The organism is Chryseobacterium sp. C39-AII1 (genome assembly GCF_039672645.1).
Lineage (GTDB): Bacteria > Bacteroidota > Bacteroidia > Flavobacteriales > Weeksellaceae > Chryseobacterium.
This window is the reverse complement of sequence record NZ_JBDFPQ010000021.1, coordinates 32,074-44,563: the sequence shown is the minus strand read 5'-3', so window position 1 is coordinate 44,563 and position 12,490 is coordinate 32,074. Positions and strand designations below refer to the sequence as shown.

The following is a 12,490-nucleotide window of genomic DNA, read 5'->3' as shown; positions in this document are numbered from 1 at the left end:
CGTATTCACCTGGAAAATGCAGAACTTCCAAGACCCATATCCGAGGCTTATTATATGTCTGTTCATGGACGGCAATTAAGCACAATGCCCATTGTAAGGTATTTTATGAAAGACTTTTGGCAGATGGGAAGCCTAAAAAGCTGGCATTGATAGCCGTTTGTAATAAGCTTTTGAGAATCTGTTTTGGGGTTGTAAAGAACAAAACGAATTATCAACCAAATTATCAAAAATATTTTAAAATTTTAACCTGAATAATTTGCTTTTTAACATAGAACATCGTGGCTAAACATTCGTCATGAATTTAAATATCCTCAAAAAACACTACGATTACCATCCAATAAAAACCTTAAGCCCACATTTTTTTTCACGAAATAGAAAACACAAAGATCTGCGTCATCCGCAAAATCAGCGAGATAAATTGAAACGCAAAGTTTTAATTTAAAATAAAAATATATTCAAGCGAGCAAAAAAAGTACCAACAAGTTGATTGGATGAAGCTCTATTTTTAACATTCGTGAAGCAAATTCATTTGCCTTTTCTTTCTAAAAGTCAAAAGCGCCAATAAAAAACTTTGCGTTTAAAATAAAAAAAAACATTTTAACAGCTTCCATCCTCCATCTTCCCACTTCCATCCCACACAAAAAATTTTGCCCATTTCAAAAAAATGTCTAACTTCGTTCCACACTTTAGGGGTGTCTGTTGAACAACGGGCTGAGATTTTACCCTTTGAACCTGATTTCTAGATCATACTAGCGTAGGGAAAAGTAGATGACTTTTGCTGTACATTCTATTGTACAATAACAGCCATTCCTAAGGTGCATTTTAAAAAATGTTAGGAATGGAACTCACAATCAACCACACGACAAAAATTTTTGATGTACTTCCCGAAAATCTGGAAGCACTTATTGCTATGGAATTACCTGAAAAGAAAAAAGGAATTGCCGTAGCGCTCAACAATCGCATTATTCCGCAGTCATTCTGGGCGGAAACATTCCTCAACAACAAAGATTCAATTTTAATTATCACTGCTACTCAAGGCGGTTAATTTTCTATAAAAAAACAAAAAATATATGGCTCATAACATCACCCGTTCGCCTTTTCCGAACTCAAAAAAAATCTATGTTGAAGGGGAAATTCACCCGATCAATGTAGCGATGCGCGAAATCGAACTAAGTCCGACAAAATTATCCAACGGAACTTTAGAACATAATCCACCAGTCACAGTTTACGATACATCAGGAGCTTACACCGATGAGAATTCTGAAATTAATATTGAAAAAGGACTTCCAAGAATCCGAGAACAATGGATTTTAGACAGAGATGACGTAGAAATTCTGGACGGAATCACTTCAGAATACGGAAAAGCAAGACTTGCAGATTCAAAATTAGACGAATTGCGTTTTTCTTATAATCACAAACCGAAAGTTGCCAAAGAAGGGCAACAAGTTACTCAATTATATTACGCAAAAAAGGGAATCATCACTCCCGAAATGGAATATATTGCCATCAGAGAAAATCAAAGAATTGAAGAACTGGATTCTGTTTCAAAAGACATTGCTTTTCAGCATCAGGGAAATAGTTTTGGAGCAAAAACTCCGAAAAACAAAATCACTCCCGAATTTGTAAGAGACGAAATTGCGGCAGGAAGAGCAATTATTCCAAACAATATCAATCATCCTGAAAGCGAACCGATGATTATCGGGCGAAATTTTTTAGTTAAAATTAATGCCAACATCGGAAACAGTGCCGTTTCATCAAGTATTGAAGAAGAAGTTGAAAAAGCAGTTTGGGCTTGCAGATGGGGAGCAGATACGATTATGGACTTATCAACCGGAAAAAATATCCACGAAACCAGAGAGTGGATCATTAGAAACAGCCCGGTTCCGATTGGTACCGTTCCAATTTATCAGGCGTTGGAAAAAGTAAAGGGCGTTGCAGAAGATTTGACTTGGGAAATTTTTAAAGATACTTTGATCGAACAGGCTGAACAGGGAGTTTCTTACTTCACAATTCACGCCGGAGTTTTGTTAAGATATATTCATTTAACGGCAAAACGTGTGACGGGAATTGTTTCCAGAGGCGGTTCTATCATGGCAAAATGGTGCTTGTTTCATCACAAAGAAAACTTTTTGTACACGCACTTCGAGGAAATCTGTGAGATCATGAAAAAATATGATGTTGCTTTTTCTTTGGGAGATGGTCTTCGTCCAGGTTCGATTGCTGATGCCAATGACAAAGCACAATTTGCAGAATTGGAAACTTTAGGTGAATTAACGAAAATCGCATGGAAACACAACGTTCAAGTGATGATTGAAGGTCCCGGTCACGTTCCGATGCACATGATTAAAGAAAACATGGAGAAGCAATTGGAAGTTTGCGACGAAGCTCCGTTTTACACTTTAGGGCCTTTGACGACGGATATTGCACCAGGTTACGATCATATTACTTCGGGAATCGGAGCGGCGATGATCGGTTGGTTTGGTTGTGCAATGCTGTGCTATGTAACACCAAAAGAACATTTAGGACTTCCGAATAGAGATGATGTAAAAGTTGGAGTTATTACCTATAAATTGGCTGCTCATGCCGCAGATTTAGCAAAAGGCCATCCCGGAGCACAATACCGTGATAACGCTTTGAGTAAAGCTAGGTTTGAATTCCGTTGGGAAGATCAATTCAATCTTTCATTAGATCCTGAAACAGCACGATCTTATCATGATGAAACCCTTCCGGCAGACGGAGCAAAAATTGCACATTTCTGCTCAATGTGTGGTCCAAAATTCTGTTCGATGAAAATTACGCAGGAAATCCGTGAATCCGCAGAAAAAGGAATGTTCGACAAGTCGCAGGAATTCATCGAAAAAGGGAAGGAAATTTATATATGATCATCGTAATTACTCCCGAAGAGTTTATTCAGAATGAAGTTGAGATTATCAATGAATTATTTCATGAAGGATTAAATTTGCTTCATATCAGAAAACCTTTCATTGATTCAGAAAAAATGATGGATTTTATTCAGAGTATAGATTCTAAATTTCATCATCAATTGGTTTTGCACAGTCATTATGATTTGGCTGAAAATTTTAATATTTCAAGATTTCATTTTCGAGAAATTGATAGGCAAAATGGTTTGTATAAAAATTTTATAAATAAGACAATTTCAACATCTGTTCATGACATTAAAACTTTTAATAAATTGAATAATGATTGGGAATATGCTTTTATCAGTCCGGTTTTTCCGAGTATTTCTAAAAAAGGATACGGTGAAAATTCGACTATTTTAAGTGATATTAAAAAGCGAACTCATTCAAATGTAAAACTAATGGCTTTGGGAGGAATTAATGAAAAAAATATAAACAAAGCTTTCGAGAATAAAATAGACGGAGTGGCTTTGCTAGGCGCAATTTGGGAAAGTGATGAACCTTTAAATGTGTTCAAAAAATGCAGACAGAACGTCCTTTTGTAATGAGTGTTGCGGGTTACGATCCAGGTGGAGGAGCGGGTCTACTGGCTGATATTAAAACCTTTGAGCAATTGAAAGTTCAGGGATTGGGCGTTTGTACAGCAATGACAGTTCAGACAGAATCTCAATGTTTGAGCTTGGAATGGCAACCTTTAGAAACAATTTTATCAACAATTGATGTTTTGATGAAAAATTATCATGTTGAAACAGTGAAAATCGGAGTGGTAAAAGACACTGAATTTTTAAATGAAATCATTAAAACAATTAAAATTAATAATTCCGAGGCAAAAATTGTTTGGGATCCTGTTTTGAAAAGCACCTCTGAGTTCTCTTTTTTTGATTTAAATACAATTTCAGATTTAAAAAATGTTTTAAATCAAATTGATTTAATCACTCCAAACTATAATGAATACAAAATTTTAAAAGAAAATTATCTTTTTGAAAATAATGAAAATTTATGTTCAGTTTTAATAAAAGGAGGTCATCGTGAAGATAAAATAGGAACAGATATTTTAATGCAAAATGGAAAAGAAATATTCATTAAACCAAATGATGATACTTCAGATTTTTATCCAAAACATGGTTCTGGTTGTGTCCTTTCTTCTGCAATTGCAAGTCATTTAGCAAAAGCGGAGAACTTAGAAAATGCCTGCCGAAAAGGAAAGTCTTACATAGAAAAATTTTTAACAAGCAATCCAACTTTACTAGGATTTCATTCTTAAAAATTATGATTTAAAACTTTGTTGTCTTTGTTAAGTGTTAACGCCTTTGCGAACTTAAAACCATTTAGTAGTTAAAAAAATCTTTGCGCTCTTTGCGTTTAAAATATAAGAAAATGGAAAAATTACAATACATATCTCAAGGATTCACCATAGAAGATCAGGAGCTAAACATCCGAAAAGCTCTTGATAACGGAATAAAATGGATTCAGGTTCGTTGGAAAAATGCTCCCGAAAATGAATTCATCAAGCTTTGTGAAATTTCAAAGAAATTATGTTCGGATCATCAAACGGTTTGTATCATCAACGATCATGTTCATATTGCAAAAGATCTCGACGCAGACGGTGTTCATTTGGGTTTAAAAGATATTTCGATTGAAATTGCCCGACATATTTTAGGCAAAAATAAAATTATTGGAGGAACGGCAAATACCATTTTTGATGTTCTTCAAAGAATAAATGAACCGTGTGACTATATCGGATTGGGACCATTACGATTTACTTCGACTAAAGAAAAGTTGAGTCCGATTTTAGGTTTTGAAGGTTATGAAAAAATCATCAGCGACTTAAAAGCAAAATCTTTAGAAATTCCAAAAATATTCGCAATTGGCGGAGTCGTTCTGGAAGATATCGAACGATTACAGGAAATTGGAATTTATGGAGTGGCGATTTCTGGACAAATTACTAACCAACCTTCTATTATCAACAAATTTAAAACTGTTTTACAATGAAAAATCAACCTTTAATTATAGCAGATAGAACTTTCGAATCAAGATTGTTTTTAGGAACAGGAAAATTTGGAAATCTTTCAGAAATGACCGATTCCATCATCGCTTCTGGCTCGGAAATGGTAACGATGGCATTGAAAAGAATAGATTCTCAATCTTCGGAAGATGATTTATTGAGTGCTTTAAAACCTACAAAATCACATCTTTTACCGAATACTTCAGGCGCAAGGACGGCGAAAGAAGCAGTTTTAGCAGCACAATTGGCAAGAGAAGCATTGGAAACGAATTGGGTTAAATTAGAAATCCATCCTGATCCAAAATATTTATTACCCGATCCGATTGAAACGCTTTATGCAACAGAAGAATTAGCAAAATTAGGATTTATCGTAATGCCTTATATTCACGCAGATCCTGTTTTGTGTAAACGTTTGGAAGATGCAGGAACGGCGGTTGTCATGCCTTTAGGAGCGCCGATTGGAACGAATAAAGGATTGAAAACATTAGACTTTTTAGAAATTATTATTGCTCAAAGTAATGTTCCTGTTGTTGTTGATGCAGGAATTGGTGCGCCTTCCGATGCAGCAAAAGCAATGGAAATGGGAGCAGATGCAGTTTTAGTTAATACAGCGATAGCCGTCGCTGGAAATCCTGTGAACATGGCGTTAGCTTTTAAAGAAGGTGTAATTGCAGGAAGAAGAGCTTTTGAAGCTGGTTTAGGAGCAATCGGAAATCACGCAGAAGCATCAAGTCCTCTGACTTCTTTTCTGTTTGATTAAAAAGGGGAGTCCCGAAGGGACGATTCAACAAAGGGTAGGATGAAATCCTATCCATAAATGGTTTGCAAATTATTTGATTAAAACTAAATTTTATGAAGAGTTTTAAAGATTTTTTTGAAAAATATCAATGGGATGAAGTGAAAGCGAAACTTGAAAAAGTAACGTTATCTGATGTAGAAAAAAGTCTTCAAAAAAAGAATAAAACCATCGAAGATTTTCTGAATTTCCTTTCGCCTATTGCTGCTCAGAAATTAGAATTAATGGCAAAAATGACACAACAACTTACTCAAAAGCGTTTCGGAAAAACGATTCAGTTGTATGCGCCGTTGTATTTGAGTAATGAATGTCAGAATATTTGTACATATTGCGGTTTTAGTTTAGATAATTCAATTAAAAGAAAAACACTTTCCGACACAGAAATGATGATTGAAGCTACGGTTTTGAAATCAATGGGGGTAAATCATGTTTTATTGGTAAGCGGTGAAGCCAATAAAACCGTCGGAATTGATTATTTTTTGAATGCAATTAGCTTGTTAAAACCTCATTTTGCAAATATTTCGATTGAAGTTCAGCCTTTGTCGGAAGAAGAATATCAACAGCTTCATGAGGCGGGAGTGAATGCTGTTTTGGTGTATCAGGAAACTTATCATCAGGAAGTTTACAAAGAATATCATCCGAAGGGAAAAAAGTCTAATTTCAATTTTCGCCTGGAAACGCCCGACCGAATTGGAAATGCTGGGATTCATAAAATGGGATTGGGTGTTTTGCTTGGTCTGGAAGATTGGCGCGTGGATAGTTTTTTTAATGCGCTTCATATCGATTATCTTCAAAAACAATATTGGAGAAGTAAATACTCGGTTTCATTTCCGAGACTTCGACCAGCGGAAGGAATTATCGAACCGAATTTCATTATGTCCGACACAGATTTATTACAACTAATTTGTGCTTATCGAATCTGGAATGAAGATGTAGAAATTTCTATTTCAACGCGGGAGAACGAAAAATTCAGGAATAATATTATTTCATTGGGAGCAACAGCAATGAGTGCAGCTTCAAAAACTAATCCCGGCGGTTATGCAGTTGATAGAGAATCGTTGGAACAATTCGAAACCAGCGATGAAAGAAGTATGGAAGAGATTAAAAATATCATTAAAAAGACAGGTTATGATCCTATCATGAAAGATTGGGATGCTGTTTATAGTGGAGTTTGAAATTAGTTTAAAACCATTAAGGTGGATTTAAGAAGTTAAGTTTTATTAAGGAAATATTTAAAATATTTTTTTAGCATCCAACTTATTTTATTCGCCTGAGAATACTTAATTTTTCTTAACTCCTTAATAAAATCTTAATGGTTCAAATTAAAATAGTATAATGAAAAGCGAAAACATTTTTATACGATACAGCCGACAAATTTTCATTGAAGAAATTGGCTTGGAAGGTCAAAGAAAAATCATGAATTCCAAAGTTTTAGTAATTGGAGCGGGAGGTTTGGGAAGTCCTGTTATTCAATATCTGGCTGCGGCTGGAGTCGGAACTTTAGGCGTTGCAGATTTTGATGAGGTTGAATTACATAATTTAAACCGACAAGTGATCCACAATGAAAATTCGGTTGGAATTTCAAAAGTAAAAAGTGCTGAAGAGTTTATTAAAAGACTTAATCATCAAGTTAAATTTATTGGAATTGAAGAAAAAATTAATGATGAAAATATCGAAAGAATTCTTTCACAATTTGATCTAATTATTGATGGTTCAGATAATTTCAAGACAAGATATTTAGTAAATGATATTTGCGTTAATCTGAATAAGCCTTTGGTGTACGGAAGTATTCTTGGTTTTTCCGGGCAAGTCGCCATTTTCAATTATAAAGGAAGCCGAAATTTAAGAGATATTTTCCCAGAGCCGCCTTCTAATGAAAATCTTCCGGATTGTGATAGCCTTGGAGTGTTGGGTGCTTTGCCTGGAATTGTGGGAAGTATGATGGCTAATTTAGCATTAAAAATCATGACAGATTTGCCTTTGCAACTAAATCAAATCACATTAATCGATACTTTGGAATGGCGTTTTCAGACGATTGAATTTTAAATACGAATGGCACGAATGTTTTTCACAAATGACACAGATTGATATTCTTCTTGTAAGTTTTGGCTAAAGCCAAATGAAATTAGACCATAAAAAAGCGGACTGAAGTCCGCTCCTATTGAATAAATTATTAAGTTTTATATCAAAAAATATTAGTGAATATTAGTGCAAAACATTAGCGTAATTTGTTTAAACAAAAAATTATTGTCCCTGACTCATTACGCCACCATTATTCTCACTTTGGGTTGTCGTTTTAATCATATTCGGATCTTCTTTTGCCAGCTTATTCTTGGTCGGAATTTTATAATTGACAGAAATTCCGAAGCTTCTGTTGTCAAATTTATTCGATGTATACACGCTTCCTCCAGCCGAACGGGCGATGATCACACTTTTATTCTGATTAAAAATATCCCTTGCATACAACGAAAGATTCAGCCTGTCGGTCATGAATTTCTTTGAAATGGTAATGTCTAACGCGTTATTAAGCGGTTTTTCCAACTCAAAATAATAGAAATTTCCTCTTGCAGGAATAACATTGTAATTCGCCTGGAAACGGATGTCTTTAGGTAAAATAAATTGGCCCATCACACTGAAGATCCAGAATCCTTTGGTTTTGATATCCGGCATTTCCTGAAGCTGGTATCCTGAATAAATGTATAATAAGTTCATCTTGTCAGGGTTTACGTTAAATTTCATCAACTCGCTGAAAGGTTTCGTAAACAGCATAAAAGGAATGGGCATTCCAAAACTGAAATTATGGGTCCTTAAGCTGTGAACCTGAACCTGCTCATTTCTGATCAGATTATTTTCTCTGGAAACTCGCTGAACAATCTGGTTATTCACCCAACTTGTGCTGTATCCAATATAAGCGTAATCAAATGCGCTGATTTTAAATTCTGCATTATCGTAGATGGTGGGCTGCAGGTTCGGATTTCCATTGGTGGTGATGGTACTATTTTGTAAAACCGTGTTATTTGGGTTTAATAATGATACACTTGGAAGACTGATTTTTTTGTTATAATTCAAGTTCACAAAGAGTTGCTTCATTAAATTATACTGAATGCTTGCATTCGGAAATACCTTGAATTTTTTGAAGGCATTCAGATCTTTCTGCTCCAGTTCATTATCAGAATTAAACATTCTTGTGACTCCGGTAATGTCATAATTTTCAGCCCTTGCCCCTGCGATGAAATCAAACTTTTTAAGTTTAGCCTGAAATTCCACATAGGCAGAAGTAGTTTGTCTGGTATAATCAAGGTTTACGATGTTTCTGTCTTTGGTTTTAAAATCCTGCTGATCAAACAAAGCGCCAAAGCTTACCTTCCCTTCATCTAAAATTTTCAAAGGCTGTGAATAATCTACTTTAAAATTATACACATTGAAGTTTGATGAATTGTCTAGCAAGTTGGTACCATTGCTATTTTGTTGATTAAATTCTGAATCGTTATTGGTGTAAACAAATTTAAAATCTAATTTTCTGTTTTTATCGCTGAATTTTTTCTGATACGTCGCCGAAGCTTCCTGTCTCAACCCTTTGGTGTCACTGCTAAAATTACTTCTGTTGAATCCGCTCACAAATTCATCCGAAACAATAGACGAACCGTTGTTATTATGCGTAATATCGTAGTTGACCAATAATCTGTCTTTTCCCAGTTCAAAAGTAAAGGCTGAATTCAGATAATAGGTTCTTCCCAATGAGTTGGAATGATTTTTACTCAACGCATCAAATTCAGAGTCAGAAAGGCTTTCACGATAATACTGTCCCATATTTACCTGCCATCCAAACCATTTATTTCTGGAATTTAACGCAATGGAATTGTTGAATCTGCTTCTGTATTTATCATAATTGGAGAAACGATAACCGCCATTGTATACCGCTGTAAGGTAGTTTTTGGCAGATTTACTCGTGATGATATTTAAAATAGCTCCTCCCGAAGTGGCCGGAAATTCTGCGCCGGGCTGAGTAATGATCTCAATTCGCTCTACCGAATTGGCAGGCATGCCTTCCATGAAAGCAGTCAGCTCATTGCTGGAAATATTCAATGGTCTGCCATCCATATATACATCCAAAGGTTTCCCCTGATACATCATTCCTACCATTTCTGAAGCCACTAAGCCTGGAAGTTTTTTAATTCCTTCCATCAAAGATCCTGAATTTAAGCTCGGCTGCTCCGAAAAATCGAAAATCGTACGGTCTGCTTTTTGTTCAACGGCTTTTTTAGTTTTGGTAAGAGTTACTTCTTCAATTTGTTTCTCTTTCGTTTCTTGGTTATTAGTTTTTTCCTGGGCATACGTAAATACCGACCCAATAGAAAGTAACGCAATAATTGTTCTCTTCATATTGTTTTTCTACTACTTGGTTAGACGCAGAAAAGCTTTTTTTGTTACAAATAGATTACTGAACTCTGTCTTTTTCATCGAAATTGATGTTTTTCTTACTGATTTTCTTTTTGTTATTTCCGAAAGTATAATTTACGCTCAAACGAAAACTTCTTCCGTCCCAATAATTGTTCATGTATTGCTTGCTATCTGTGAAAGTCATATTTCCACGGTATCTTTGGGCAAAAATATTGGTAACCGTTGCATTGATCTGTAATTGTTTTTCCATCAATGAAATTTTAATTCCTGAATTCAGGTTGGAAAAATTGTTGAAGGAATAATTCACATTTTTATAAGGTAAATCCTGACTGTAATTCAAGAAGAAAGCAAGTGTTTTTGATTTATTTAAAGTGAAAGTATTATTGAATGAATAGCTTACCGAATATCCTTTTTGTGTCTCAGCATTCACATTAAAAACTTCCGAATTCTGAAAGGAAGCATTTCCCGATAGAGTCGTTTCCCAGAATTTGAAAAATGTATCAGTGTAAGAAAGATTCATTCCGTATAAATTGTTGTTGTAATAGTTCAGATAGGTTCCTATAATATCTAATTCAGTATTATCTTTGATAGATGAGATTTGTCCAAACGCATTTTTTAGTTTTAAATAATAAATACTTGCTGAAAATTTACTGTTATAAACATACCCCAACTCCAGATTATTGATATAAGATGGTGTCAGTAAAGGATTTCCTGAAGAATAAGAATACGGATTAGAATACCATCGGAAAGGATTTAAATTACTCATACTTGGGCGATTAATTCTTCTCGAATAAGAAAAACTAAACACATTTTTATCTTTTTTATACGCTACATAAGCAGACGGAAACCATTGTCCGTAATTATATTTGTTCTTTGAATCTGTGGAAGGCGAAAAACTTTCCGCAAAAGTATTTTCATAACGAAGTCCGGCTTTTGTTTCCCAATGTTCTCCGAAGTTTTTAGCATAACTCAGATAAGCGGCATAATTTTCCTCCCGATAATTAAAAAGATTGGCTTTTTCTTCATCTGCGATATATTGCTTATCAATTAAATTGAAATATTTTAAATCTGAAGCGTTTTTAAACTGATTAAACTTCATTCCGGTTTCTATGGTTCCAAACGAAAATGGAAGTTCTAAATCTGCCTGTGCAGAGAAAATTTGTGGTGAAACCAATGAAATGGTTTTTACCTCCTGAACCGAATTGTCCGAACTTTTTAATGTTGAAAAATTAACTTCTGTATCCGAATTGTTTTTATAAAAATTCCCTGCAATGCTTAATTTTTTCCCAAGAGAATCGAGTTTAAGATCGTAATAGGCACTCAACGTATGTGTCGGAAGTTTTTCGCGGTGAAAAGTATTCGTCAATAAATTTTCTTCCGTTAAATCCTGGCTGATATTCCTTGTTTTATTCACAATATCCATCCCAGATTTTTGCTTGGCGAAAATGTATTCAACACCGATTTCGGCGTTTTTACTGATTTTATAAGACATCGTAAGGTTAGGTGTCACTTCCTTCCACATATCTTTTCGTACAGAGTTGCTGTAATTTTTAGATGCTCCTAAAATATTGTAATTCTCATCAGAGCGTTTTTCAGAATCATAATAAGTAAATTTTAAGGTGCTGCTGAATCTTTCTGTCTGATAATTCAGCGTGCCGTTATTGCTGAATCCGGAATACGTTCTTTGAATTAAAGTCGTATTGATATTTCCGCTAAAACCCATATTCGGATTTTTTTTCAGGATAATATTAATCAAACCACTGTTTCCCTGCGCTTCATACTTTGCCGGCGGAGTGGTGATTACCTCGATTTTAGCAATATTTTCTGAACGGATGGCTTTCAGATAATTAAGAAGTGCTGTTCCGGAAAGATTCAACATTCTTCCGTTGATCATCACATTCACGCTGCTTTTGCCCGTAATCGAAATGCTGCCCAGATTTTCATCCACTTTCAGCATCGGAACATTGGCTAGCGTTTCAGAAGCATCCATTCCTTGTGAGGCGATAGATGCTTCCACATTAAAGATCAGTCGGTCGGCTTTTCTTTCCAGCAATTTCTTTTTTACCAAAAGGTTGATCTGTTCAATGTTTTTAATGCTGTCTTTTTTTACCTGTCCGAAAACTGTTGATGTAATTAAGCTGGCAATTAGTATATAGTGTAGTTTCATGGTATTGTTTTTTGATGTTCCAAAATTAGGAGCTCTTAAAAGCCTGTGAAATAGCGTTTAGATAAAGCCTTGGTTTTTCAGGATTAATTAGTTTTCATCGGAAAAAATAAAGCGTTCATCGAAAATCATCATTGGAATTTTAAGGAAAACCTATTTTTGTTATATGAAAACAAACAAACTAATATACCTGCATCTTTTTTTCT

General features: G+C 34.9%; 10 protein-coding genes, 1 pseudogene and 1 riboswitch. Of the genes and pseudogenes, 9 read left to right on the top strand and 2 right to left on the bottom strand.

All coding sequences use genetic code 11. The features are described 5' to 3' along the window. The 9 genes and pseudogenes from ABEG63_RS19935 to ABEG63_RS19895 all read left to right on the top strand — a co-directional run. Positions 1-251, top strand: a pseudogene (locus tag ABEG63_RS19935) (hypothetical protein); the annotation flags it as partial. 427 nt (positions 252-678) lie between these two features. Continuing rightward, positions 679-778, top strand: a riboswitch (TPP riboswitch). Between the two features lie 60 nt (positions 779-838). Next, complete coding sequence (gene thiS, locus ABEG63_RS19930) at positions 839-1,045, top strand: sulfur carrier protein ThiS (protein ID WP_346587114.1); 207 nt, start codon at positions 839-841, stop codon at positions 1,043-1,045. Between the two features lie 25 nt (positions 1,046-1,070). Continuing rightward, positions 1,071-2,882, top strand: coding sequence for a phosphomethylpyrimidine synthase ThiC (thiC, locus tag ABEG63_RS19925; RefSeq protein WP_346587113.1), 1,812 nt, complete (start codon positions 1,071-1,073; stop codon positions 2,880-2,882). Next, complete coding sequence (locus ABEG63_RS19920) at positions 2,879-3,463, top strand: thiamine phosphate synthase (protein WP_346587111.1); 585 nt, start codon at positions 2,879-2,881, stop codon at positions 3,461-3,463. The genes thiC and ABEG63_RS19920 overlap by 4 nt, the downstream gene beginning before the upstream one ends. Further along, complete coding sequence (locus ABEG63_RS19915; RefSeq protein WP_346587109.1) at positions 3,439-4,182, top strand: hydroxymethylpyrimidine/phosphomethylpyrimidine kinase; 744 nt, start codon at positions 3,439-3,441, stop codon at positions 4,180-4,182. The genes ABEG63_RS19920 and ABEG63_RS19915 overlap by 25 nt, the downstream gene beginning before the upstream one ends. Positions 4,183-4,295: 113 nt before the next feature. Continuing rightward, on the top strand, positions 4,296-4,910 hold the full coding sequence (locus ABEG63_RS19910) for a thiamine phosphate synthase (RefSeq protein ID WP_346587108.1): 615 nt from the start codon (positions 4,296-4,298) through the stop codon (positions 4,908-4,910). Next, on the top strand, positions 4,907-5,683 hold the full coding sequence (locus ABEG63_RS19905) for a thiazole synthase (protein WP_346587106.1): 777 nt from the start codon (positions 4,907-4,909) through the stop codon (positions 5,681-5,683). The genes ABEG63_RS19910 and ABEG63_RS19905 overlap by 4 nt, the downstream gene beginning before the upstream one ends. Before the next feature lie 92 nt (positions 5,684-5,775). Beyond that, complete coding sequence (gene thiH, locus ABEG63_RS19900) at positions 5,776-6,894, top strand: 2-iminoacetate synthase ThiH (RefSeq protein ID WP_346587104.1); 1,119 nt, start codon at positions 5,776-5,778, stop codon at positions 6,892-6,894. A gap of 160 nt (positions 6,895-7,054) precedes the next feature. Further along, the gene (locus tag ABEG63_RS19895; protein ID WP_267404593.1) at positions 7,055-7,765 is read left to right on the top strand and encodes a HesA/MoeB/ThiF family protein; all 711 of its coding nucleotides are present in this window, start codon (positions 7,055-7,057) and stop codon (positions 7,763-7,765) included. Positions 7,766-7,963: 198 nt separating this feature from the next. Here the strand turns inward: ABEG63_RS19895 and ABEG63_RS19890 are convergent, their stop codons facing one another. Together ABEG63_RS19890 and ABEG63_RS19885 are read right to left on the bottom strand one after the other, a co-directional pair. Beyond that, the gene (locus ABEG63_RS19890) at positions 7,964-10,102 is read right to left on the bottom strand and encodes an outer membrane beta-barrel family protein (protein WP_346587102.1); all 2,139 of its coding nucleotides are present in this window, start codon (positions 10,100-10,102) and stop codon (positions 7,964-7,966) included. Between the two features lie 55 nt (positions 10,103-10,157). Then, on the bottom strand, positions 10,158-12,287 hold the full coding sequence (locus tag ABEG63_RS19885; RefSeq protein ID WP_346587100.1) for a TonB-dependent receptor: 2,130 nt from the start codon (positions 12,285-12,287) through the stop codon (positions 10,158-10,160). Positions 12,288-12,490: the final 203 nt, after the last annotated feature.